The organism is Nostoc sp., from assembly GCF_036917455.1.
GTDB lineage: Bacteria > Cyanobacteriota > Cyanobacteriia > Cyanobacteriales > Nostocaceae > Nostoc.
The window spans coordinates 1-24,642 of record NZ_JBALDK010000045.1; the positions used below are offsets into that span (position 1 = coordinate 1).

Annotated in this window: 24 protein-coding genes, 1 rRNA gene and 1 pseudogene; 8 read left to right on the top strand and 18 right to left on the bottom strand. The window is 40.6% G+C overall.

Features of this window, described 5'->3' with window-relative positions:
• Positions 1 to 94: ribosomal RNA gene (locus V7K42_RS04880) — 16S ribosomal RNA — on the bottom strand; the annotation flags it as partial.
• Positions 95 to 475: 381 nt separating this feature from the next.
• Positions 476 to 656 (bottom strand): annotated as a pseudogene (locus tag V7K42_RS04885) (transposase); the annotation flags it as partial.
• A 233-nt stretch (positions 657 to 889) separates the two neighbouring features.
• On the opposite strand from V7K42_RS04885, the gene V7K42_RS04890 reads away from it, so the two are divergent.
• Positions 890 to 2,167: a lipid-A-disaccharide synthase gene (locus tag V7K42_RS04890; protein WP_334914058.1), complete on the top strand. Its 1,278-nt coding sequence runs from the start codon at positions 890 to 892 to the stop codon at positions 2,165 to 2,167.
• Positions 2,168 to 2,211: 44 nt separating this feature from the next.
• On the opposite strand, the gene V7K42_RS04895 is transcribed toward V7K42_RS04890, so the two are convergent.
• Entirely contained in the window at positions 2,212 to 2,598 is a 387-nt protein-coding gene (locus V7K42_RS04895; protein WP_334914060.1) for a hypothetical protein, read from the bottom strand.
• Between the two features lie 371 nt (positions 2,599 to 2,969).
• Positions 2,970 to 3,917 (bottom strand): NAD-dependent epimerase/dehydratase family protein, encoded by a 948-nt coding sequence (locus V7K42_RS04900; RefSeq protein ID WP_334914062.1) that lies wholly within the window; start codon positions 3,915 to 3,917, stop codon positions 2,970 to 2,972.
• 416 nt (positions 3,918 to 4,333) lie between these two features.
• On the opposite strand from V7K42_RS04900, the gene purD reads away from it, so the two are divergent.
• Together purD and nblS are read left to right on the top strand one after the other, a co-directional pair.
• Positions 4,334 to 5,611 (top strand): phosphoribosylamine--glycine ligase, encoded by a 1,278-nt coding sequence (gene purD, locus V7K42_RS04905; RefSeq protein WP_334914064.1) that lies wholly within the window; start codon positions 4,334 to 4,336, stop codon positions 5,609 to 5,611.
• Positions 5,612 to 5,727: 116 nt separating this feature from the next.
• Positions 5,728 to 7,674 (top strand): two-component system sensor histidine kinase NblS, encoded by a 1,947-nt coding sequence (nblS, locus tag V7K42_RS04910; RefSeq protein WP_334914066.1) that lies wholly within the window; start codon positions 5,728 to 5,730, stop codon positions 7,672 to 7,674.
• A gap of 64 nt (positions 7,675 to 7,738) precedes the next feature.
• On the opposite strand, the gene V7K42_RS04915 is transcribed toward nblS, so the two are convergent.
• The 6 genes from V7K42_RS04915 to V7K42_RS04940 form a co-directional block, all read right to left on the bottom strand.
• Positions 7,739 to 8,110, bottom strand: coding sequence for a zinc ribbon domain-containing protein (locus tag V7K42_RS04915; protein WP_334914068.1), 372 nt, complete (start codon positions 8,108 to 8,110; stop codon positions 7,739 to 7,741).
• Between the two features lie 160 nt (positions 8,111 to 8,270).
• Positions 8,271 to 8,576, bottom strand: a complete 306-nt coding sequence (locus V7K42_RS04920; protein WP_334914070.1) for a hypothetical protein — start codon at positions 8,574 to 8,576, stop codon at positions 8,271 to 8,273.
• 243 nt (positions 8,577 to 8,819) lie between these two features.
• Positions 8,820 to 9,266, bottom strand: coding sequence for an efflux RND transporter permease subunit (locus V7K42_RS04925; protein ID WP_334914072.1), 447 nt, complete (start codon positions 9,264 to 9,266; stop codon positions 8,820 to 8,822).
• Positions 9,263 to 9,646, bottom strand: coding sequence for an efflux RND transporter permease subunit (locus V7K42_RS04930; protein WP_334914074.1), 384 nt, complete (start codon positions 9,644 to 9,646; stop codon positions 9,263 to 9,265). The genes V7K42_RS04925 and V7K42_RS04930 overlap by 4 nt, the downstream gene beginning before the upstream one ends.
• Before the next feature lie 18 nt (positions 9,647 to 9,664).
• Positions 9,665 to 10,303 (bottom strand): efflux RND transporter periplasmic adaptor subunit, encoded by a 639-nt coding sequence (locus V7K42_RS04935; RefSeq protein WP_334914076.1) that lies wholly within the window; start codon positions 10,301 to 10,303, stop codon positions 9,665 to 9,667.
• The gene (locus V7K42_RS04940; RefSeq protein WP_334914078.1) at positions 10,222 to 10,851 is read right to left on the bottom strand and encodes an efflux RND transporter periplasmic adaptor subunit; all 630 of its coding nucleotides are present in this window, start codon (positions 10,849 to 10,851) and stop codon (positions 10,222 to 10,224) included. The genes V7K42_RS04935 and V7K42_RS04940 overlap by 82 nt, the downstream gene beginning before the upstream one ends.
• Before the next feature lie 487 nt (positions 10,852 to 11,338).
• Between V7K42_RS04940 and V7K42_RS04945 the strand changes: the two genes are divergently transcribed.
• Complete coding sequence (locus tag V7K42_RS04945) at positions 11,339 to 11,473, top strand: hypothetical protein (protein ID WP_334914080.1); 135 nt, start codon at positions 11,339 to 11,341, stop codon at positions 11,471 to 11,473.
• Positions 11,474 to 11,585: 112 nt separating this feature from the next.
• On the opposite strand, the gene V7K42_RS04950 is transcribed toward V7K42_RS04945, so the two are convergent.
• A complete protein-coding gene (locus V7K42_RS04950) occupies positions 11,586 to 11,825 on the bottom strand; it encodes a hypothetical protein (RefSeq protein ID WP_334914082.1) in 240 nt (79 codons plus the stop codon).
• Positions 11,826 to 12,017: 192 nt separating this feature from the next.
• Between V7K42_RS04950 and V7K42_RS04955 the strand changes: the two genes are divergently transcribed.
• Complete coding sequence (locus tag V7K42_RS04955) at positions 12,018 to 13,382, top strand: AAA family ATPase (protein WP_334914083.1); 1,365 nt, start codon at positions 12,018 to 12,020, stop codon at positions 13,380 to 13,382.
• On the top strand, positions 13,382 to 14,113 hold the full coding sequence (locus V7K42_RS04960; RefSeq protein WP_334914085.1) for a ParB N-terminal domain-containing protein: 732 nt from the start codon (positions 13,382 to 13,384) through the stop codon (positions 14,111 to 14,113). The genes V7K42_RS04955 and V7K42_RS04960 overlap by 1 nt, the downstream gene beginning before the upstream one ends.
• 81 nt (positions 14,114 to 14,194) lie before the next feature.
• Here V7K42_RS04960 and V7K42_RS04965 read toward each other — a convergent pair whose 3' ends face one another.
• Both V7K42_RS04965 and V7K42_RS04970 read right to left on the bottom strand, forming a co-directional pair.
• Positions 14,195 to 15,142 (bottom strand): glycosyltransferase family 2 protein, encoded by a 948-nt coding sequence (locus tag V7K42_RS04965; RefSeq protein ID WP_334914087.1) that lies wholly within the window; start codon positions 15,140 to 15,142, stop codon positions 14,195 to 14,197.
• 75 nt (positions 15,143 to 15,217) lie between these two features.
• Positions 15,218 to 16,231, bottom strand: coding sequence for an Npun_R2821/Npun_R2822 family protein (locus V7K42_RS04970; RefSeq protein ID WP_334914089.1), 1,014 nt, complete (start codon positions 16,229 to 16,231; stop codon positions 15,218 to 15,220).
• Positions 16,232 to 16,792: 561 nt separating this feature from the next.
• On the opposite strand from V7K42_RS04970, the gene V7K42_RS04975 reads away from it, so the two are divergent.
• Together V7K42_RS04975 and V7K42_RS04980 are read left to right on the top strand one after the other, a co-directional pair.
• Positions 16,793 to 18,253, top strand: coding sequence for an MFS transporter (locus tag V7K42_RS04975; RefSeq protein WP_334914091.1), 1,461 nt, complete (start codon positions 16,793 to 16,795; stop codon positions 18,251 to 18,253).
• Between the two features lie 36 nt (positions 18,254 to 18,289).
• Positions 18,290 to 19,039 (top strand): SDR family NAD(P)-dependent oxidoreductase, encoded by a 750-nt coding sequence (locus tag V7K42_RS04980; protein ID WP_334914093.1) that lies wholly within the window; start codon positions 18,290 to 18,292, stop codon positions 19,037 to 19,039.
• A 673-nt stretch (positions 19,040 to 19,712) separates the two neighbouring features.
• Here V7K42_RS04980 and V7K42_RS04985 read toward each other — a convergent pair.
• From V7K42_RS04985 to V7K42_RS05005, 5 genes are all read right to left on the bottom strand, one after another.
• The gene (locus V7K42_RS04985) at positions 19,713 to 20,588 is read right to left on the bottom strand and encodes an SDR family oxidoreductase (protein WP_334914095.1); all 876 of its coding nucleotides are present in this window, start codon (positions 20,586 to 20,588) and stop codon (positions 19,713 to 19,715) included.
• A gap of 78 nt (positions 20,589 to 20,666) precedes the next feature.
• The gene (locus tag V7K42_RS04990) at positions 20,667 to 21,410 is read right to left on the bottom strand and encodes a tetratricopeptide repeat protein (RefSeq protein ID WP_334914097.1); all 744 of its coding nucleotides are present in this window, start codon (positions 21,408 to 21,410) and stop codon (positions 20,667 to 20,669) included.
• A 644-nt stretch (positions 21,411 to 22,054) separates the two neighbouring features.
• Entirely contained in the window at positions 22,055 to 23,749 is a 1,695-nt protein-coding gene (crtO, locus tag V7K42_RS04995; protein ID WP_334914100.1) for a beta-carotene ketolase CrtO, read from the bottom strand.
• 105 nt (positions 23,750 to 23,854) lie between these two features.
• Positions 23,855 to 24,301 (bottom strand): LmeA family phospholipid-binding protein, encoded by a 447-nt coding sequence (locus V7K42_RS05000; RefSeq protein WP_334914101.1) that lies wholly within the window; start codon positions 24,299 to 24,301, stop codon positions 23,855 to 23,857.
• Positions 24,216 to 24,617 carry an LmeA family phospholipid-binding protein gene (locus tag V7K42_RS05005; protein ID WP_334914103.1) on the bottom strand — a complete coding sequence of 134 codons (402 nt, stop codon included), beginning with the start codon at positions 24,615 to 24,617 and terminating at the stop codon, positions 24,216 to 24,218. The genes V7K42_RS05000 and V7K42_RS05005 overlap by 86 nt, the downstream gene beginning before the upstream one ends.
• Positions 24,618 to 24,642 lie beyond the last annotated feature (25 nt).

A 24,642-nucleotide genomic window follows, 5' to 3' on the forward strand; every position in this document is an offset into this window, starting at 1 on the left:
CCGTCCGCCACTGTGCCCGAAAGCACCGTTCGACTTGCATGTGTTAAGCATACCGCCAGCGTTCATCCTGAGCCAGGATCAAACTCTCCGTTTTGTTGTGTTTCGAGTTTGTGGCTCCGAAAAAAAATATTTCCCGGAATCCTAGTTACTAAATTTTGATTATCTTTTTGGGAAATCCCAAAAGTAAATCTTGTTGACGAGGATTGGTTTTTTCTTTAAGCTTTCAAAGTATTATGTTTTTCAGGTTCAGTGGTGGTTAGCGTCTCTCGCTTGCCCACTTAACTAGAATAACTAGTCATCCCTGGTTTGTCAAGGGGGAAAGTTATATTTTTTCTAAAAGGGCAAATCGCTTGACTGGTATTACTTTCAACTGAATGATTTAAGCAACAGGAGTGAGGAGGGTGAGGTAAAAGCGAAGTGGCTAAAATTTGCCTGCGTGTGAATGAAGAAATCATTTGTAAAGTAAATCTTTAGACTACAGACGGTGCAGCATGATACGAGTCATAACAGCTATTGTCGCTTCACTCATTTCTGGGAGACGTTCGTAATCTTTACTGAGACGAGGCTACTGATTAATCAACCAAAAGTTCTTTCTACTACCCAAGGCTTGGTAAAACCTCAAATTCTTTTTCTGTACGGCGTATTACTTCGACATAACCCAGTTCTGTCACTCTCCAAAAACATTTGCCATTTCTGAATTTTAGAGCTTTTGTATAGCAAGGTATCACGCGATTATTATCTAATAACAAATACAAGAGCCATTTTTTTCTAATAGTATAGCTTGTATTGATTGCCTCATGAGGCTTCTAGCGATCGCCCTCCCGGAGAGTGACAGAACATGGGTATTTGTCTCTTGACTAATGTACCCCTGACTCTTGACCATTAACTAATGACTCAAGTAGATATTCTCATTTTATCAAATGGCCCAGGTGAGGTTACAACCTGGGTGCGTCCAGTAGTAAAGGCGTTGCGACAAAAATTCGGCGATGACCGAAATCAAGTTAGGATCAGTGTAGTCTTATCGCCTTGCTCAAATGCTAGTGGTAAAGAAGCTGCGATCGCACTTTCCTACCCAGAAGTAGATAGAGTACAAGGAGCAGAGCATTTTTGGCAATTTTTGTTTTGGGGTAAAACTTTTGATAATTGGGATTGGAGAAGTAGCGGTGTAGTAGTTTTCCTCGGTGGCGATCAAATTTTCCCCGTAGTCATAGGCAAAAAGCTCGGATATCGGACAGTAGTTTACGCCGAGTGGTCAGCCCGTTGGCATAAGTGGATCGATCGCTTTGGCGTGATGAAACCCAAAGTTGCTGCTGCTGTCCCCCAGAAATATGCTCACAAATTCACCGTTGTGGGTGATTTGATGCTGGAAGCAGGGGAAAGCCTAGATGCAAATTCCCCTTCAGCTATGACTCCATCACTCAAAACTGAATTTATTGGTCTACTTCCTGGATCAAAGGCGGCAAAATTAGCCCAAGGAGTACCATTAACTTTAAGCATTGCCGAATATGTTCGCGCGAAAAGACCGCAAACTAAATTTGTGATTCCTGTAGCCCCAACTTTAGATTTGCAAACTTTAGCTAGTTTTGCCGATCCTCAAAGAAACTCTATTGCTAAAATTTTTGGCTTTGCTGGTGCTTCCTTAATTGCCCCAGAGGAGGCTAAAGGCAAACCATTGCTCAAAACAGCAACGGGCTTAATTGTGGAACTGTGGCAAGAAAATCCTGCATATCAATTATTATCCCAGTGCTGCATCTGCTTGACTACAGTGGGGGCAAACACAGCCGAACTCGGTGCTTTAGGAGTACCAATGATTGTTTTACTACCAACGCAGCAACTTGATGCTATGCGTTCTTGGGATGGTTTACCTGGGTTGTTGGCAAATCTGCCAGGAATAGGTACGCCTTTTGCTAAGGTGATTAATTGGTTATTCCTGAAATTATTGAGACGCAAAGGTTTATTAGCATGGCCAAACATCTGGGCACAAGAAGAGATAGTGCCAGAACTTATGGGTAAACTCCAACCACCAGAAGTTGGGGAAATTGTTTTAGACTTATTAGCCCATCCAGAAAAATTGGATGATATCCGCGCTAAACTGCGTAATATTCGTGGCGAAAGCGGCGCAGCCCAGAAGATAGCACAGATTGTGAGCGAAGAAGTTGAGAAATAGCGGGAGATAGGAGAGCAGTAAGTCTTTTGTCTTCGCCTTTCTACTTAATCTGAAGATTCTCCATCCCTGCGCCCAAGTTCATAAATGCCTGCGCCCATACAAGCTAATATTCCTGTACTAATTCCCCAACTTTCACCTAAACTAATTTCCAGACCCCAGTTACATAAAGCACCAACTACCAAAAAAGGCGTGATGCTAAATAATGATGCATAGAAAGCGTTTTGGGATTCTCTGGCTTTACGAGTCTTTTCAAACTCTGTCTGGCTGGTGTAGAGCGATCGCTCGGCAAAGTTAAACCAACGGTTGAGTTGTTTGATTACCCATTCGTTAACTGAGGAGAAACCTAGATATAGCGCCAATGACCACAAACTCGCTCCGGCGATCGCGATCGTGTTTAACTCAAAGCGGAAAGGTAAAATTTCAGTCAGCATGGCTTATGAGAGTCCTGCAAAGGGTTAACTTTAGCTGTCAGTAGATGCTAAACAAACCTCTTGTGCAATTTTAAGCATAAAGGTTAACAAGATTTCAACTAGTTGTTAACTCTCCTACTTTTATTAACAGATCGCAAAAGTCCCCACCCTCGAACAACTCTTACTAGGGTGGAGATAGGGAGGGGTGATGATTAAAACGGAAGTTGGCGGATCTCTTCTGTATACAGCAGATTGCAAGTAAGTTACAAAATGCAGGACTCATGCATCTATAAAGAGTTTCTACCTCCCACCTCCTGCCTCAAAACCTGTAGCTTCTGACTTCATGCAAAGGAAAACTGCTGCAAGTCCCAAAAGAAAATAAGCAATGCCCTTTAATACAACGACTTAATCCACTGCCATTCTTGTGTCAAACCTTCTCTTAGAGAAACTTTTGGCTGATATCCGAGAATTTTTTGCGCTTTAGATACATCAGCAGCAGTATGACGGGCATCTCCCATCGCTTTTTCTATGTGGTTTCTTTTGATTGGTTTGCCAACGATTTCTTCAATCGTATCTAAGACTTCTGCTAAAACCACCCTGCTACCACCACCGATATTCAAGATTTCTCCCACTGCTTCGGGTGCATTAGCGGCAGCTAAATTGGCAGCGATGACATCACCAACAAACGTAAACTCCCGCGTTTGCTGTCCATCGCCATAAATAGGAATCGCCTCATCCTGCAAAATCGATTTAAAGAATTTATGGAATGCCATATCTGGGCGCTGTTTAGGACCATAAACTGTGAAATATCGCAATGATACAGATGGCACACCAAAGTTTTTATGATATAGTCTGCACAAAGTTTCAGCCGCTAGCTTAGTAATACCGTAAGGAGAAACAGGTTGAGGGCAAATTCCCTCATGAGTGGGTAATGTTTCTGCATCACCATATACGCTTGACGAAGAAGCAAACACTAATCTTTTCAGGTGTTTAGCATCTTTAGCTGCTTCTAGCAAAACTTGTGTAGCGTTAATATTTCTTTCTGTGTAACCTCGAAAAGCTTTACCCCAACTCGCTCTGACACCTGCTTGTGCTGCTTGATGGTAAACTACATCAACATCTTTTAAGAGTTCCTGCCAATCTAAAAACTGAATATCTGCTTCGATTAATGTAAAGCCAGGTGAGGAATATAAATGTGCAACATTCTTACGCTTTAACATCGGATCGTAGTAATCATTGAATTCATCAATCCCGATCACTTCTTCCCCTTGTTGTAGCAATATCTCTACGAGTTGAGAACCAACAAAGCCAGCAGCTCCAGTAACGATAATTTTAGCCATGTTACCTATTTTTTGATATTTTCATAAATTTCTATATTCACAGGTTAGTACTTATAATCAATAATCGTCATTACTTAAGCTTGATTTGTTAATCAATTATTGTACTGTTTAAAACACAAAGATTACTTAAATAGATATACTTAATAATTCATTTCATGGTAGTATATTTATTGAGATTTTGCTGTTAAAAAGAGGAATAAATATACTAGTTGACAAAATTGAATCTTAAGAATAGCCGCAGTTGAAATTCCAACAACAGAATTGACTTAAAACCGATATAGATAATTCTTTCTCCCCCTATCCTGCCTCTTCTAGTGATGAGGGGGCTTGCACAAGTGCGATAATTGGTGAAAAAATTGATCCGCGAGAGCCGAATAGGGAATTCTCGTTTCGCAAGGGACGCACGAGGAAATTCAGTGAAAGTTTTAGTCGTAGGTAATGGAGGGCGCGAACACGCTCTGGCATGGAAACTGTTGCAATCTAAGCAAATCGAGCAAGTTGTCTGTGTACCGGGGAATGGAGGTACAGCAAGTATAGAACGTTGCCAGAACTTGACTCTAGCAGTAGATGATTTTGAGGGCATGAGCCAATATGCTCTGGAAAATGGTATCACTCTGGTGATAGTTGGGCCAGAAGTACCTTTGGCAAAGGGAATCACCGATTACCTCCAAGACAAAGGATTGATGGTATTTGGACCAGTCAGAGCGGGAGCGCAAATTGAAGCGAGTAAAGCTTGGGCAAAAACTCTGATGCAAGAAGCAGGAATTCCGACGGCGCAGGCTGCGGTATTTACGGAGGCAGCAGCAGCAAAATCTTATGTAAGAGCTAAGGGAGCGCCAATCGTCATTAAAGCTGATGGCTTGGCGGCTGGTAAGGGTGTAACAGTGGCCGAAACAGTTGCACAGGCAGAAAGTGCCGTGGATGCAATTTTTCAGGGGCAATTTGGTAGTGCTGGTGAATTTGTTGTTATTGAAGAATGTTTAATTGGGCAAGAGGTATCAGTTTTAGCGTTAACTGATGGGTTAACAATTCGACCCTTGCTGCCCGCTCAAGACCATAAGCGGATTGGGGATGGCGATACGGGTGAAAATACTGGTGGGATGGGAGCATACAGCCCAGCACCCATCGCTACACCAGAATTGATGGCACGCATTCAAACAGAAGTGTTAGAAAGAGCGATCGCAACCTTACGAGTAAAAGGTATTGACTACCGAGGTGTACTGTATGCTGGGTTAATGATTGCACCCAATGGCGACTTGAAGGTTTTGGAATTTAACTGTCGCTTTGGCGATCCAGAAACCCAGGTGATTTTGCCACTGTTAGAAACACCCCTAGAAGAATTGATTCTAGCCTGTGTGCAGCAACGATTAAGTGAATTGCCGCCCATTGCTTGGAAAGGGGGAGCATCCGCTACTGTGGTTGCAGCTTCAGGTGGTTATCCAGGAGTTTATAAGAAAGGTCAGGTGATTACTGGCATTGACAACGCAGAGGCAACAGGAGCAACTGTATTTCATGCAGGTACAAAGTTGAACCAGCAACAAGAAATAGTGACAGACGGGGGTCGAGTATTAAATGTAACTGGAATCGGAGAAAATTTTGAGCAAGCGATCGCCCAAGCCTACGCTGCAATCAAATATATTCAGTTTGATGGGATATATTACCGTAAAGATATCGGTCATAGAGTTAAGAGTTAGGAGTTGGGAGTCTGAATATGAGGGAATAAGTAATGCCCTAACATATTTGTCGGATTAACTGTTAATTTTTAAGTTGTTGGGCTTTATAACAAAGACTACTAACAACTTTATTTAAGATGCTAAGTCTGTTAAAAACAATTCGAGATGCGATCGCAAGTTGGTGGTCTGAATTCACACTCCAGACCAAACTGCTGGCTGTAGCCACATTGGTGGTTTCATTGGTAATGAGTGGTCTGACCTTCTGGGCTGTGAATACGATTCAGCAGGATGCGCGGATGAATGACACCCGCTTCGGGCGTGACTTGGGGCTGCTACTTGCTGCCAATGTTGCTCCCCTAGTTGCTGACAATAATCTCACAGAGGTTGCCCAATTTTCTCAACGCTTCTACAGCAGCACCTCTAGCGTGCGTTATATGCTCTACGCTGATGAAAATGGGGAAATCTTTTTTGGCATACCTTTTTGGGATGCAGAGGTAGAAAACTCTCTTACCATTAAACGGCGAATACAACTGCCAGAAGATTATCCAGGGGATGGGGAAAAGCCGATGGTGCGGCAACACATGACCCCAGACGGCGTTGTTACCGATGTGTTTATTCCCCTGATCGTTAATAAAAAATATTTAGGTGTATTAGCGATCGGCATCAACCCCAATCAGACTGCGATCATTTCCACCAATTTTACCCGTGATGTCACCATTGCTGTTTTTATCACTATTTGGGTAATGGTGATTTTGGCAGGAGTAATTAACGCCTTGACCATCACTAAGCCAATCAAAGAACTACTGGTAGGGGTAAAGCAAATTACTACCGGGAATTTCAAGCAGCGCATTGATTTACCTTTAGGGGGCGAACTGGGAGAGTTAATTTTAAGCTTTAATGAGATGGCAGAGCGATTAGAGCGCTATGAAGAACAGAATATTGAGGAACTGACCGCAGAAAAAGCCAAGCTAGAAACCCTAGTTTCCACGATCGCAGATGGTGCGGTATTGATTGATAACAACATGCAGGTGATATTAGTCAACCCCACAGCGCGGCGGATTTTTGGCTGGGAAACGACTGATGTAGTCGGCTGCAATTTGTTGCATAACTTGCCACCAGTAGTACAAATGGAAATCAGTGGCCCATTATATGAAATGGCAGCAGGCGAATGTGAAAGTGCCGAATTCCGCATTTTTATTAACCAACCCACCCCACGGACGATCCGCATTCTCTTAACTACAGTACTCAACGTGCAAAGGGAAAGCATCAAAGGCATTGCGATTACCGTCCAAGACATAACCCGTGAGGTGGAATTAAACGATGCAAAAAGCCAATTTATCAGCAACGTTTCTCACGAACTACGAACGCCATTATTTAACATCAAAACTTATATTGAAACCCTGCACGACTACGGCGAAGACTTAGCTTTACAAGAACGGCAAGAGTTTCTGCAAACAGTGAACCATGAAACCGATCGCCTAACCCGCCTAGTTAACGATGTTTTAGATTTGTCAAAACTCGAATCTGGTCGCCAGTATAACTTTGATGGGGTAGATTTAGCTCAAGCGATCGAGCAAACCCTGCGTACTTACCAACTCAATGCTAAAGATAAAGGTGTTGAACTCCTTCAAGAAGTTACTGCTAATTTACCTTTGGTAATGGGTAATTACGATCTGTTAGTACAAGTGTTTGGCAACCTCATTGGTAATGCTCTTAAATTCACCAAAGCTGGTGGTAAAGTGGCAATCCGCGCCTACCAACTAGATTTTAAGCCCAATCACACCCAATCTTCTCCAGTGCGGATTGAAATTTCTGATACTGGAATTGGCATCGCCACAGAAGATCAACACTCAATTTTTGAACGCTTCTTTCGTGTAGAAAACCGAGTTCATACCCTAGAAGGCACGGGTTTAGGATTATCGATTGTTAGAAATATCATCGACAGACATCGTAGTAAAGTCCATCTCGTGAGTGAAGTCGGCATTGGCACAACTTTTTGGTTTGATTTAACCGCCTTTGAAGAAAAAGCGCCAGCGATACAAGTTGAAGCTATTGCAGAAGCATCCAAAATCACCACAGGTTGAAGAATGGGGTATGGGGCATTAGTTATTCTATCTCCCCCATCTCCCCACTCCTACAAAAAACAAATCAAGGTCTTAATATCACAAACAAAAAACAGACTAATAATAAACCTAATAGCAACAGCAAAGCCTGATTGCGTTTTACCCAACTTTTCACAGTTACTGCAAAACTGTTAGTGTAACGCTGCTGTTCCAACTCTAACTTTGTCTCTTCAATATTTTGGTAAAGGGTACAGTCTTTAGCGTAGGGACGCTGAGGAAAATTGCAAGTATCATCAGCGTGATAAGTGCAGGTGTCGCACAGATACCCGCCCCCAGTGGCGCGGTGCAATGGAATACCGGGATGGCCGTAAGCTTTGAGTGTAGTCCGGCAATAGGGACAACTAATAGCTTGATTATCAACAAGTTGATGGCAATGGGGACAAGATACAGTAGCCAAAACCTTTAGCGCAAATAGGTAAACACTATGATTCTAGCCATTCTTGAATTTTATTAGCAACAGAGGTAAAAATTGTTATAAGGGAGAAATTATTAAATGCGTTTGCCCTACACGATCGCTTTGATTTGTTAAATGTCAATTAAGCAAGCTGACTACTAAACTAGCTGTTAGTCCTTGTCAAAAAACTGTGATGATAAATTTCTTTTATCTGTAGTTGAGTGAATAGCTTTGTTGAAATCTCGCAGCAAGTCTCCGCATCCCGCTCTTGCTTGAGTTCTCGAATCATTTCTTGACTAGAACCAATCAGCAAGCCAGTAACTGCACCAACGATCGCGTATTTTTTCTCCAAATTTTGATACATTTGACTGGTGTAAGGACAAGGAAGTAAACTAGCAGTAATAAAACCAATTCCTGCACCCACAAATGCTGTTACCAAGCCAGAGAAAGCGATTAATTTAGCGTTCATTTGCTTCGCTCCAATGCTTATAAATTTGTTAAATAATCAGAAGATACTCTACATTGTCTCAGAGGTTCCCAAAGTCGTAACTTAATCTTTATCTCTTGTAATAGAAAGCAGAGTTGGGCAGGGGAGGAGGGAGCAGGGGGGCAGGGGAGCAGGGGAGCAGAGGTGAAAAAGATAAGTTGTAGTCAGTCTTTCTTCTGGTGCTCTTGTGCTCAATCCTCAACTCCCTATTTCCTATTTCCTATTTCAATCACTCGAATCATTGGATCTGTTCTCATCAGTGTTTTGCCTGATAATGACAGATGAATGTTGATGAGCGTTCGTCGTTGGCGTTGGCGTTGGCGCAGCCTCTCGTGGAGAAGCCTCTCCAACAGGAGAAGGTATCGCTCTTGATTGTCCATCCCCGTTTCCATCTGGAGATGGTGGTTGGGAGCGATTAGTAGGTTTATGTTTCAAGAAGCGATCTTCCAAAGTCTTAATGATTACATACAGCACTGGAACAAAGAGCAAACTTAAAATCGTTGCCACGAGTAACCCGCCAAACAAAGCCGTTCCCAACGACCAGCGCGAGGCAGAACCCGCTCCGGTGGCGATTACCAGAGGGAAAAATCCCAGCAGTGCCGCACTCGAAGTCATGACAATTGGTCGAAACCGTTCTTCGGCTGCGGTCAAGGCTGCCTCTCGAATTGTCATGCCCCCTTCATAGGCTTGGTTGGCAAGCGAGGTGTAGCACGGGCAATGCGATTCTGCACGTTCACTTGGTCAATATCTTTATTAGTCTGTGACTCGAAATACACTGAAATTTGGCTACTACCTGCTGAACTGTTTGAGGTCATATACTGCATTCCCTCAACGCCGTTAATCTGTCGCTCCAATGTAGTTGTCACGGCAGTTTCGACGGTTTCCACATCCGCGCCAGTGTAGGTGGCTGAGACTTGAACGCGAATCGGCGCAATATCTGGCAAGTAATTGAGCGGCAGTAGCGGAATACACACTCCCCCCAAAATCAGAATCACTAGGGTACAAACGGTAGTTAATACCGGGCGTTTGATGAAGGTGTTGGCGATCGACATTATTCAGATGTCCTGGATTTAGGATTGCGGTTGAATTGGTGCGCCTTCTCTAAGTTTGAGAATGCCAGCAGTCACGATCGTTTCGCCGGATTTAAGTCCTGAGAGGACTTGATAGTTTGTGCCTTGGATGTCACCAAGACGCACTAAACGCTGATGCACAATTTGCTGCTGTTTGCCGTTTACGGTTTTGTTTTCGGTGACAAACACAAAACTTTGTCCAGCAACGCGAGAAATTGCGGCGGTGGGAATTAAGATACCTGGTTGTCGATTCCAAATCACCCGAGCTCGAACGTATTGCCCATCACGCAGTCGTCCTTGTGAATTTGCAAAGCGTGCCTTGCTCAAAATTGACTGCTGATCGGAACTGACTGAGGGAGAAATGGAGTTGATCGCGCCGTTGCCAATCAATTTCTGCGTGGTGGGATCGATCAACTCAACGGGCAATCCGGTTCGCAGTTGATTCAATCGATTTGAGGGTACAGAAAGATTGAGATCCAGCGAATCGTTTTGAGTGATTGTGGTAATGGTTTGTCCAGTGTTGACATAATCTCCAATCTTGACTGGAAAGTAACCGACTACGCCAGTAATCGGTGCGACCACTCGTTTGAAATTAAGGTTGACTTGTGAGGCAGCCGTGCTAGCTTGGGCTTGGCGCACATTTGCCTGTGCTTGCCGGCTGCACCTGATGCAGCAACTTGTTTATTTGTGGCTTGCAAGTCTGCATTTGCCGCTTGTAAATTATTTCTGGCAATGTCTAACTCTTGTCTGGCTATGGCTCCTTCGTTGACTAACTGTTGGTTACGATTGAATTGTGTCCGTTGCAGCTGAACATTTGCGGCTGATTTGGTGCGCTGGGCTTCGGCTTGTTGTTGCTCTGCTTGAGCCGTTCCTAATGCTGCTTGCGCTGAACTAGCCGCAGCGATGGAACTCGCAACATTAGCCTGAGTCTGATCTAAACTCAAGGATGCGATCGCCGTACCTTGCTGCACTCGCTGACCACTCGACACGAGAATCGATTCGATTCGTCCTTGAGTTTGGGGCTGTAGCGTGACTTTTTGCTGCGCTTCCAACGATCCGACAAACACAGAACTTTCTTCGATTGTGCCTGCGTCAATTTTCTGAAGTTTCACCGGCAATGGTGGCGGGCCTTGAGCATTCGCTGCCGGATCGTTTTTTTGACAACCACTCGTCAATGCTGTGAGCATTAGTACGATAACTAATACTGGATTTGTGAGTAAACAGTTTAAGTATTTAAGTAGATGATCGCCTTTTAGCATGAAACAAAATGTTAATTAGCTAAATGTATGTGTCGCATAATTTTTTCTTCTCAATACAAAGGATTAAGAAAGCCTAATAGCTCTAACTTCGCCGTCGGAAATCTTCTACATGTCTAATTATTTTGTTTATCATTAGATTCATCTTTTATCTGAAGCGCAGCTTTACCCAAACAAACTTATCTTTAAAAAATCTCTGGATTAATACATTGCACTCAATGTACGCTGTGGATCGTTGAGGTCGGCTGACTATCTGTTGGTTTTCCTTGTTTTTGAGTCTGAGGCATTGAAAATTCCTCCTTTCGCTTTATTATCAGTACACCTAATTTGGATTTAGATTCCGACTGCTAAAAGAGAGACTTTAAAAACGTTCTGTATAGCGAAAGCAGCGATCGCTCATTAAAATATGAGCCTGTGGATGGATTCCATTCTGCGACAAAAACTGATGTCGGTTGCTACATTTAAACAAACCCCGGCATCACAACCTTGGTATACTAGATTACTGCGATCGCTCCTGACAGCAACACGCCTCATCTTCGCTCCTTTACGCTAGAAGTGTTTCAGCAGTCAGATAAGTACGATTAAGCACTTAAGTTAAATTACTTATTTCAATGCAATACCATCTGTCTGTAGAATAAAGCACATCATCAAGAGTGCAACGTATTCTATAATGTAGTAAAGGTGACGCTTTCAGATCCAGCATACAGACTCACGCGATCGCACTCCCAAAATGTAATCAGTATCTTCTGTCCCCTATACCAGCAGCGAACCCAAAAGGCTAATAAAGAGCTATAAATGCTGAAAAAACTAGCTTTTGACCAATCTGAGTGCAGTTCACAACAGGCGTTCTCACCATTAAACTCCAAAGCTAGCTTACCCAAAGAAAAGCCTAAGCCAACTATCATACGTAGCCTGTTAATTTTAAATATAGCTAGCTTTCAAAATTGGTTACTTTATCAGCAGAAGTACTAATTTTATGATGATTTTTGAGATTTTATAGGTGATTTATATCACTTAACATAATTAAGGCTATGCCATAATCTAGCAAATATCAGGTTTAGTCCCAAGTCCAATAATTATTTAGAGGTAGAAAAATATTGCCTTTTAATCCTGAGCTATGCCGTAACGAAAGCGAAGTTGAAAGCAAACTCATAGTGCAATATTTGCTACCGCAGCTAGGTTATACTCCTGACACCTGGCATCAAGAAGTTGCCATTGGTAGCATCCGCTTAGATTTTTTGGCATTTGCCGCACAGGTGATTCCCTTTGTTTTAGATGCCAACTCACCCTTGAGTGTGGTTATGGAGGCAAAGCATCCCAAACAAAACTTAAATAATCATGTCTCCAGACTTAGACATTATTTAACCAGTTTGCATGTTAGGTATGGATTATTGACTAATGGGAAAGAGATTAGAATTTATCAAAAATTACAGACTGACATTCAGTTAGTATTTCAATGCTCTGGGAAAGAAGTTGAGACGGAATTAGAAAATATTAAAAATTTAATTGGAAGAGAGAGTCTGAAAGAAGGACAGTTAGTAAATAAGCCAAAAGTTCAAATAACTACAAATAATTCCAATTTTGAAACAAGAAGGGAACATTCAATGAAAATAATTGCGGTTTACCATAATAAAGGCGGCGTAGGTAAGACAACTACTGTAGTTAATCTAGCTGCTGCTATTAGCAAGAAGGGTAAAAGAGTTTTAGTAATTGATTTTGATAGTCAAGCTAATACTACATTTGCTACAGGATTAGTAAAATTTGATGATGAAGAATTTGATGATATTAAGGAGTCTAATCTTCTTCAAGTATTGCAATCTGAAGAACTTTATCCTATTTCAGAAGTAGCCAGAAAATCTAAGTTCTGTAATCCTGAGATTGATGTTGTTCCTGCACACATCAATTTGATGAAATATGAAACTGAATTAAATGATCTTGATGGGAGTAGACTGGTACTTATTGATAAATTAGAATATGTAAAAGATAAATATGATGTTGTCCTTATAGATACTCCACCATCACTCAATCTTTATGCGAGAATTGCTTTGATTACTTCTGATTATCTTATTATTCCATCGGATCTAAAACCTTTTGCAAACCAAGGATTAACAAACGTTAAAGAATTCATAAAAGGTATTAATACATTTAGAAAACAAATTAGAAAAACTCCTATTGAAACTTTAGGTGTCCTTCCTTGTAAGATATCTACTAATAATCAATTTGTAAAACATACTTTACCTAAAAGACTAGAAGCAATTCCAAAACGGTATAATCTTGAAGTAATGGATACAGTAATTTATGATAGAGATGATCTAGCAAAATGTGCTGAAAAATCTCTGATTATAGGAGATATAGAGATAGCTGATCCCATATCTGTACTTGATTTTAAGCCAGATTCAATTGCCGCGCAAGAATTTGAGTTATTAGCAATAGAAGTTTTACAAAAAATAGGGTTAGATTAATGAAACTATCTACTTCACTTGTTGCTGTCAAGAAAATTACTTCCAGCAAGCCTCGTTCAAGTTTTTCAGATGATGAGCTAGAACAAGCTGCTCAGTTAATTTTAGAATCCGAAGGTGTTATTAATCCTATTGTAGTCCGCAGAACAAGTTTGCAATCTTTTGAAGTAGTAGATGGGGACTTTGAGTATTATGCTGCGGCTAGAGCTAAAGAAATAGATATTCGTAAAGGAGAAATGATCGGAGTATTTATTATTGAGTCTGAAAATGAGGAGACTTTAACTAAGCAAGTTCAATTATTTAGACAACAAAAAGCTGATTATTCAGAAAAAACATCTTTCAACTCAAAAGATATAGAACAATTTTTAATAAATTTGGAATCACGTTTTGAAAAGATAACAAAGCAAATATTAGAGCAATCAACTACTAATGCAAAGTTAATAAATGAAATTAAAGAGCTTAAAAAGCAGATGGCTGATAAGACTGAACCAATAGAAGTTTTTAAAACACTTAGTCAAGTTAAAATTATCTCAAAATTACAAGATGCTGGTTTTAATCAAAAAAAAGCTTCTCAGATAGCAGAAATAGTAGAAAATGAGCGCAATAAGAAACAATTTCAATCATTGAATGATGTAGTAGAAAGGGTTAAAATACCGCGTGGTAAAGGGATGGTTAAAGCCATAAGTATTGAAAAAATGCTCGAAATAGTTGATCGGTGGTTAGAAAATAATTGATTAAAGAAATTAGTAAAGTACATTAATGCAGTGTAAAACTCTGCATAATTTCGCGATTCTGCACTAACACATTCTCATTGCTTAACCCCGCACCTGTCGCAGTGCATTAAACGCCTTACCTCGCAACCCAACTGGTAACAACGATAATCCTAAACCAGTCCAAGCTTTAGGAGTTGAAAAAGACTGTCCCGCCAAAACTAGCTTTCTACCTTTTTGCGTTTCACCTTTTTCAATTAAGCGCAAACCTAATAATAATTGCGTTTCAGTGAGACGAGTTTTTCTGATTGTCTCTATTTTTTCAGAATCAAATTTATAACTTTCTAAATACCGCATCTTATCAAATAAATAAGGAATGGCTCGATTAATACCTTGCTGCTCTGCATGAGTGCGATATTCCATCAATAATTCTGGTAAATAATAACCCTTTTTCCCAGCCAAGGCTAGACGTACAAATAAATCATTGTCTTCACAATTTTGCATATTTGGCTGCATATATCCTAATTCTTGCAAGGTTTTACGGCGAAATAATGTCGCCCCAACTTGAAAGCTTTGCTGAATAAATATAACTTCCAATAAATTATCTACAATACCTGCTGGTAAATTATTTCTACCCCAGCGATCAGAATTTTCTTGAGTTTTTGCCTCATCCCGGACATTGTTAATATCAATTATCCAATGGTCTGTACCAACAAAATCAATGTTATAGTGTTGAGTAAGAATAGATGCGGTATTTGCCAGAAAATTGGGTGTTAGCCGATCGTCATCATCAAATTTAATAAAATATTCACCAATGGCAGCATCAAAACCAGAGCGCATATTATTACTTTTACCAATATTTTGCTGATGACGGATATATTTAATCCGTTTGTCTGTGTACTGTGACATCAGCTCAGGTGTACCATCCCTAGAACCGTCATCACAAACAATTAGCTCAAAGTCTTGCTCCGACTGATTCAGTACACTGTCAATGGCGTAAGGAAGAAGATGAACACGATTAAAAGTAGGAACGCAGACAGTAATTTTAGGCATATATATACTCATAAATATAAAAAATAGAAAGTTTCTATCAATTACTAATTTAAGGCATCGTCAAAAAAGCTAGATTTAGCGCATAGCTCTTTGAATTTTATTTATTGTTTTGTTAAAAAGTTTATTAGTTTTTGCTATGATATTAGGTGGTCTTAACTCTTTCGGTCTTTGTTCTGGCTGTTTAAGAAAGCGATAATATAAAAACTCATTTGCATAACAGATATTAACATCTTGTCCTTGAGATAACTGGGCAAAATCACGAGAAGAATAACTCATATAATGAATGCGATGAATTGGTTTTAAACCATCTTGATTGTAAAGAACATTATTAATATTGACGAAGGGATCTGCATTAGCACAGTTGCCTGTTCTATCTTCACCATTGGGGCTAAGTGTAAAGTTAAAAAGTGGGCGATCGCAGCGCAAAGTCATATAGTTAAACAAAAAAGCATCATCCCACCATCCATTGATCCATTCAACTTCCCTGTGGGTAATTAATCGCTCTTTCATTATTTGAATTTCTTTAACAGTAAATAGCCCTCGTTTAGAGCCAAAAAAGCTAGAGCAATGTAGCTTAGACCGGATATCTGCTTCAGTATACAGTCCAGTTTGTTCTATAACTGGAATATTTAACGCTGCAACAGCTTCATCCTTAACATGTTCCCAATCATCAAAAATAAAATCGTATGTTTCTAGCTTGTTAATTACATTATTGAGTGGCTTCATTGCCAAACTATCACTATCATAAAATACGAATTTATCAAAAATCCCCTCAAAGCTAACAAACTTTCTTTGTAAATGACTTTTGTACCAACTAGAACGCGATAATTTTGTCTCTTTTTTACTAGACTGAGCAGCCCAGACCTGATGAGCAAATTCTTCCCAGCGTTGAATTACGTCCCAATTATCAAACAGGATTACATTCTTTCGAGCATTAACTTCTTGCCTAACTAGGTCTAGTTGATCGTTATATGGAATAATACAAATAGGGATATCTGCGCTAATATTCACCTCAATGCTGTTTAGTAAAGCTACTAATTGGTCAAACACCACATCATTAGCAAGGGTGTAAATACCGAAAGAATCCATTTTAATAAACCCTTTTTATCTCTAGTTACTGAGCAACGCAGACAATACTATCGTTATTTCCTGAGCTATTATTCCCAAATAACGAATAATATACACATCTTTACGCTTTGTGCTGAGAGATCGAGGAGAAAGCGATTTTGGTTAGTTTGGATGATACTAGATTTCGCCACTTTTGAGTTATTGCTTATACTGGAGCTTCTAGAGCTTGCTTCTTAGAGTTGTCTATGATATTTTGCTAAATAGTATAAAATACAACGACTCTACCGATTTACCGTATTTTACAATGCTATCAAATAGGCGAAGGAGTTTGGAGTTAAGATCGCTGAGATAATCTACTAAATATATAACAAGTAGAAAAGTCATTCTTGTTGATTGAGAAGTCGAGGGCTGACATATATCTGAATTTTTCAACGAAGCGCCTACTGCGAGGGATGAAATACATAGTCTGGGATGGAAGCGACTAATTTCGTTTCCTGAACTTGATAGTCAGGATAGCATCCTACAATTAATATACGTATACAAACTATTCATAATCGTACTGTCAAAGGCGGAGGCTAAATATTGGGACAATTGCAAACACAACCTCTGGTTTTGTCAGACTCTCAAAAAAATTGGGTTTTACTCGGTGTCGGACTTGGGGTGTTCATGTCTACCCTTGATGTGGGCATCATCAATGTTGCTTTACCCACATTGGTGCAAGCCTTTGATACCAGTTTTCCTACGACCCAATGGGCGGTATTGAGTTACCAGTTGGTCAGTTCTGGTTTAGTTTTGGGGGCAACCCGTTTGGGGGATATGTGGGGCAAGAAGTCCTTATATCAGGGGGGACTTGTTCTGTTTACCTTAAGTTCGCTGTTGTGTGGTTTTGCACCTAGTATTGAGTGGTTGATTGCCTTTCGCGCACTTCAAGGACTGGGTGCAGTGTTCATTTCTGGACTGGGTTTGGCAATCATTACAGAAGTTTTTCCCTCTTCCGAACGAGGTCGGGCTGTTGGCGTTATCGGTAGTGTAGTGTCACTGGGAATTGCTTTTGGGCCTTCCGCAGGCGGACTACTGTTAAACTGGTCAGGCTGGCATAGTATATTCTTGATCAATGTACCGTTGGGAATCATAGCTAGTTTTTTGGTAGTTCGGGTAGTGCCACCTTCTGCACGGATTGAGGGCAAACAGAAATTTGACTTTTTTGGAGCCATATTAGCTTTATTCACTCTGGGTAGTTTTGGTCTGGGTATGACGCTAGGGCAAAGCCAGGGCTTTGGCAGTACAAATGCACTGATATTATTAGCGATCGCTGCCGTAAGTTTCATAATTTTTTTGGTACTTGAAGCGATCTTAGAACAGCCGCTACTAGAGCTAAACCTGTTTCGTAATCTTCAGTTGAGTATGGGTTTGCTAAGTGGCTGGCTAGCATTCATTGTTATTGGCGGTTCCCTACTCATCGTCCCTTTCTTTCTAGAGGGTGTGAAGCATTATCCGACGATAAAAGTGGGGCTGCTACTAGCTGTGTCACCTATACTTAGTGGGTTAATTGCTCCACTAGCTGGAACACTTTCAGACCGCTTTGGCGCTCGACTAATCACTTCAATTGGGCTGGGGTTGATGATCGGTGGCTGTCTGGGGATTAGCACCTTTGATGCTCAAATTACTGAGCTTGGCTATGTGTCGCGCTATTTTATTTACGGTATTGGATTGGGTTTATTCCAATCGCCCAACAACAGCACTGTTATGGGAGCAGTACCAAAGGAACGGCTAGGGATTGCTTCGGGGCTGCTGTCTTTGTCACGGACATCAGGGAACACAGTAGGAGTTTCTTTAATCGGGGCAGTATTTGGAGCATTAATCGCTAGCATGTCTGCGGGTGCAGATGTCTCTGTTGCCCCTCCTGATGCGATCGTTGCTGGGTTCCAAGGAACTTTTCGTTTTGCAGCCCTAATCCTTTGTGCGGCAGCAATTGCATCCGTTTTAAGGATCGGAAAGAGGCAGGGGACGGGGGACAAGGGGACAAGGGGACAAGGAGAATAACTATACTCAATTCCCAATTATTAAGGAGTTAAATAAATGACAGGTAAATTAGCAGGAAAAGTAGTAATTATCACTGGGGCTTCATCGGGAATTGGAGAAGCAACTGCGATCGCTTTGGCTTCAGTTGGAGCGACAATAGTACTGGCTGCTAGGCGTGGCGATCGCCTCCAGGCTTTGACAGAACGTATTGAAGCTAGTGGTGGCAAGGCGTTGCCCATTGTCACCGATGTGACTGATGAAAACCAGGTAAATAACTTGGTGGCAAAGGCTAATGCAGAATTGGGAAGGGTTGATATCCTTGTGAACAATGCAGGGATTGCCTTACTCGGCACTATTGAAGCTGGAAATAGCTCAGACTGGCGGCGATCGTTTGACCTCAACGTTCTAGGGCTGTTATATGCTACTCATGCTGTTTTGCCTCTGTTGAAGGCACAAAAATCGGGGCATATAGTCAATATTTCCTCGGTGGCTGGCCGAACCGCGCGGGCGGGCGTTGGTGTTTATAATGCTACCAAATGGGGTGTTAATGCCCTGTCTGAAGCATTGCGCCAAGAAGTTCACAAAGACAACATTCGCGTCACTATCATCGAACCAGGTTTGGTGGATACGGAAATTGACAACCAAATAACCGATCCCGTTGCCAAACAACGCATTGAAGAACGGCGCAAGGCAATTACACCTCTGCAAAGCGAAGATGTTGCTGCTGCGATCGTTTATGCTGTCACGCAGCCATCGCGCGTTAATGTCAACGAAATCCTCATCCGGCCAACTGGACAAGAACATTAGACTTCTTGCATAAGTGGAGAAAAGATTAAAAGGCAAAGGGATAGAAATTACCTTTTATATCATGTCCGGCAAATTACTTGTGATATGTCATTGCGAGTGCAACGAAGTGGAACGTTCGCATTTGACTTTTGTTTAACCGGACATGATATTATTCTTTTCCCTACATCTGGCAAAAGTACCCTAATATTTAGTAGTGAAGCTTTCATGCTTCCAAAATGGAGCATTTAGGTCACTTTTAAAATACAACATTTGCGATCGCCATCTGAAAGGCTGATACGCCACCGCACCAGTGAAATGTGGTATGGAACATAGCACGGATGCGTTAAATGTGTTAACCCAGAAACAAAAATCAATATTAGTGGAAGCGATCGCTAATATAGGACTCCTATTTGATTATTGAAATACGCGTAGGGTGTGTTAGCGAAGCGTAATGCACTCCCCCGAAGCTTTTGGTGCGTTACGGCTTACGCCTAACACATCCTACATATACTTAGATTTTTTCAGGAATCAAATCCGATTCCTATATAACCGATACAGATGAATACGAAGTTGGGGAAGTTCTAGAAAATTGGCTTGAATTCTTACACTAAAAACAAATGAGCAAAGGAAGCCATTATAGTCTTTATTATTCTAATTTCCGTCATTGCTTACGTACACAAAAAATATAATCTGATTATTGACTATTGATTAATTCCTGCAATTGTTTTCGTAAAGATAAAGGCTGATAACCCAATGCAAAAGCTTTAGAACTATCCAAAGAAACATCTGCTGGTCTAGCTGCTGCCATTTTCACATCTTGTTGTCGGCAAGATTTAAGACCAATGGCGGAGAGTTGAAATACCTCAACTAATATTTGTCCAAAATCATAACGCGAAATCCGCTCTTTGCCACCTAAGTGAATGATGCCGTTAACTTTTTCTAATGCTAATAAAAGTCCTTCAGCAGCAGTTGTTCCACTTACTGGAGTGCGAAATTCATCAATAAATAAGTTGAGTTCTTTTTCTGCTTTTAAAGTTTGAATAAATGGCTGAATAAAGCTTTTGGCTGTAGGTGTGGCTGCACCAAACATCAACGGCATTCGACAGACTGCTGTCATGGGATATCTTTCTAGCATACCTGCTTCTGCGATCGCTTTTTGTTCGCCGTAAAAGTTGACAGGACACACAGAATCTGATTCTCGATAGGGTGCATTTAAGCCATCAAAAACCAAGTCGGTTGAGGTAAAAGCACAAGGAATGGAATTATCCGCGCAAAGTCCGGCAATATTGCAGGATGCTGTGACGTTAATAGCGTGCGATTCTTCAGGGTGGGTTTGACAAAAATTTGGTTGCGAATGTGCAGCAGTATGAATCACTGCTGTTGGTTTTACATCATTAAATATATCTTGCAATTCCTGAAAATTTGTTAAGTCCGCTTTCAACATTGTTATATCAGGAATCTCTAAAGAATGGAATAAATAAGTGCCATAAATCTCCCATTCTTGTTTTGCAAGCTGGCAAAGATGCCATCCTAAAAAACCACTTGCTCCGGTGATTAACAATTTTTTCATGTCTAATCGTAAACCGCTCAAGAAAAAATCGTGGCTACAGCAAGCTTATATTTTACACTGAGTAGTGGTTATGAAATACTATTGCAGTAATTCTTGAAACTGCTTTTCACTACGAACTTTGCTAAAGTCTGGGTCAGTTTTTGCTAATTTCTTGTATTTATCAGGAACCAGCTTGATGGCTTTATCTAGGTTCTCAATTGCTAATTTCAGATTGCTTTGTAAAGCATAAGAGCAAGCTTTATTGTAATATGCTTGGTGCAAATCGGGCTTGATGGCGATCGCTCTATTGTAAGATGCAATAGCGTCTTGGTAGCGGTGCAGTTTTGTCAGTGCAATGCCCCGGTTAATTAAGGCTTGATATTTGTCGGGTTGAATAGCGATCGCTTTGTCGTAAGATGCAATAGCGTCTTGGTAGCGCTGCAACGATGTCAGAGCTATGCCACGATTATACCAAGCTTCATATTTGTCGGGTTTGATGGCGATCGCTTTGTCGTAAGATGCTAGAGCATCTCTGTAACGTTGCAACGATGTCAAGCCTATGCCACGGTTAATCCAAGCTTCAGGACTCTCAGCTTTGATGGCGATCGCTTTGTCATAAGCTTTTATTGCATCTTCATAACGTTGTCCATCTAATAAATTATTACCTTGATGAAAAAAGTCTTCTGCTTTTTGGGTAGTCTTCGCTTCTATGAAAAGCTGGGTTACATTACTTTCTTGCACAACTTGTGTAGTCTTTTCTATTGATGAGTTTGCCCCACCACTACAACCAAATGCCAAGAAAGCTATCAAGCCAGATGTAACGAAGCAGCGCTGAAAAACCATGCTGTACCTACAAAACTTATGAGACGATGTTAAAATTCGTTCGTTTTTTGAGTATTATCAAAATACACTAGTTTATACCCATTAATTTACTTATATTTTCAGAAAGAGCTTGATTGATAATGCATATATGCTTATTTCAATCAAGCGGATAATACATTATCATATTCAGTATACATAAAGCAATTACTTACAAATTATTTCATTAAAAAAACATTATTTTTGTTGCTGTATGTGTTGCGATCGCAAGTATTTGGGAATATTTCTTTTAGTTAACCAGGTTGCGATCGCACTAGTTTTTCGCCAAACAATGATGTTATTTGCCTTATTATATCAAGCAATTGTCTAAGTTAATCATCATCAAAATTACGTATTTACATCTTTCTAGCAATTTTAACTATGCCACTTCAGAATGCATCACGCATTATATTAACAAATTTTGGGGAGTCAAATATCCCGCTTCTAACAATGTCTTGTTTTGTGGAGATGGTGATTTATTTAATCATTGATAATAGCAGATAAAATAAAGCAATATCTATTAAGAAGACATTTTAGATAATGCCTCCATGTCTTTTTCATCCAAAATTATATTTTCATTAAAAAGACATGAAGGCAAAAAATAGATGATAGCTCTATCTTTGTAATACCTAACTAATACCAAATACTGACTCAACAGTTGACTTAATCGAATCCCGCGCATCCTTCAAAGTTTGGCTAATGGGATGCTTTGCTTGCAAAAATGCACGGGCACAATTGCGTCCCGGCATTCCCGAAATCGAACCACCTGGATGAGTTCCTGCACCAGTTAAAAATAGATTATCAATTGGCGTTTTGTAGTTCGCTATTTCTGGCAAGGGACGGAAAAATATCATTTGATCTAAAGTCATATCAACATGATAATAATTCCCTTTGTACGCACCTAATCTTTCTCCTAGTTCTGCTGGACTTTCTACACGACGAGCGATAGTTGCATTCTTAACATTCGGTGCATAGTCTGCCAACTTATCAATCACCTTATCTGCAACTTTGTTTTTTAATTCATCCGTCCAACCAGTACCTTTTAAACCAGTACCTTCTGCACCAGCAATTTGATAAGGGGCAAAAAATTCAATCCATGCAGTGTGCTTACCTAGTGGTGCTAATGTGGGGTCTAAATAGCTAGGCATCACCAAATACATTGATGGGTCAGCATCAGGAATCTCTCCCAAGGTACATTTACTATGAGCCTGTTCTACGTGTGCCACAGAATCTGCAATCAAGATAGAACCAACAAGATATTCGTCTTTGTGGGCGTGGTGTGGAAACTGTAGTGGTTCGTCTAAAGCCAAATCTATCTTGAGAATGGTTTCGTTATTATTAACAATGCGGCGTTCTAATCTTTCCCATAAATCTGGATCGGCTCCATCAACTTCGCTTTTATCAGTCATTTGCAAAAATAACCGCTTGGCATCAATATTAGAAATAACCCCATGTTTCGCGCGATATTCTTTACCACCAGCAACCCGCACACCCACAGCTTTGCCATCATCAATTAAAACTTTTTCAACATGCTGATCTGCGAGAATAACGCCACCTTTACTTGTGACTAAATTCACCAAAGCTTGCACAAGTGCGCCAGTTCCACCGCGAGGTCTGGCCATTCCAGGATTGTGACGCATTGCCATCATAATTGCACCAATAGCAAGGGTTTTTTGCGATGGTGGCGCACCAAGTTCTGCTGCTAGTCTGGCTAGTGGCGCTTTCAAAAATTCCTCATCAAACCACTCATTAAGTAAATCCTCAGCGCTGGTCAACATTGTACGGATAAAGTCCAGCGTTTTGTTAGGGGAACCAATAACCGAAAATAAATCTTTCAGTTTGGTGATGTCGTAGTTACCAAGGATATCTATAACTGATTTCGGCGGTGCATTAAACATGGGAATCATTGCACCTAGCGATCGCTGCCAAAAATCTACAAATTCGGCGTATTTTTTGGCATCACGTTCACTGTAACGGGCAATTTCTGCACAAGTTTTATCTACTGATTTATGTGCTAAGAAATACTTGCCATCAGGATGAGGACAGAAAACAACTGGATCGCACTCCAAATAATGCAAGCCGTATTTTTCTAGTTCTAATTCTTCAACAACTGGCCCTAAGTGAATAAATTCATGGTCAATAGCACACAAGTTAAATTTAAACCCCGGAGCTTCTTGGGGTAAACATTCTTCAGTTGTTGCTGCACCACCAATAACAGAACGCTTTTCTAGTAACAGGACGCTATAACCAGCTTTTAGCAAATAAGCTGCACAAACTAGCCCATTGTGCCCAGCACCGATCAGCACAACATCATACTCTTGCATAGTTATCATTTTGAAATTAAGTAGCTTTTAAAAGCTTACAAAACATTTCAAAAATTTACATCATTCCCTAGTTACAAAAATTATCCTTAATTAGTGTCAATACTACTAAAGAGATAGTTCAGTGATTAATGAGGGTATTTGCTTCACTTTAGTTTCTACCAAAAGTGTCAAACTACCCTTTTCTACTTTTATATCTTTAATCTTGAACGCCATATCTTCCCATTTCAAAGATGATAGATTCATCAGTTCTTTGACTTTCTGCATTAATGCTGTAACTAATTCTATTGAAACACCTTCTCCCTCAGTGCAGTTAAAACTTTCCAGCATCGCAGGTTTTGCATGAGTGCGGGGGCGAAGCACCGCAGTGTAAGCTAAAGGGCGAGTATTTCCCTTTTCCTTTAACAACACTCTTCCCCTACATTCTATTTTGCCGTCACCAGGTAAAAATACTTGAATTTCTTGTGGTTTAAAACTCACAATCTCGCCATCTACATCCAAATCGTAGTTTTGCATCTGGCTGCGAACAAAGTCTGATGCCAAGGTGCGGTTCATATCTACTTCTGTAAGTAAGTATAATGCGGGCTGTAGCATTTACTGCCTCACTGAGTTCTATTTGACCAAAAAGAGCGCTTAAGGGATTAATGTTAATACTATCTGTTTGCAGTTTTATTTCCTGTATGCGAATGTCTTCTTGGATCATTAATCCTTTACCTGCAAACGAAACCCCATCAGCTTGTCCCTGAACTATTTTCAGCAGATCAGTTTGTACATCTATTTCTATTTTTTCTGCTCCATCTAGCTTTTCGGATATTCTCTTTTCAGCTTCCTGGGATATAAATCCTTCTTCTAAACGTTGCTCGTCAGGCATGAATTACTAATCTCATAAATGTCCT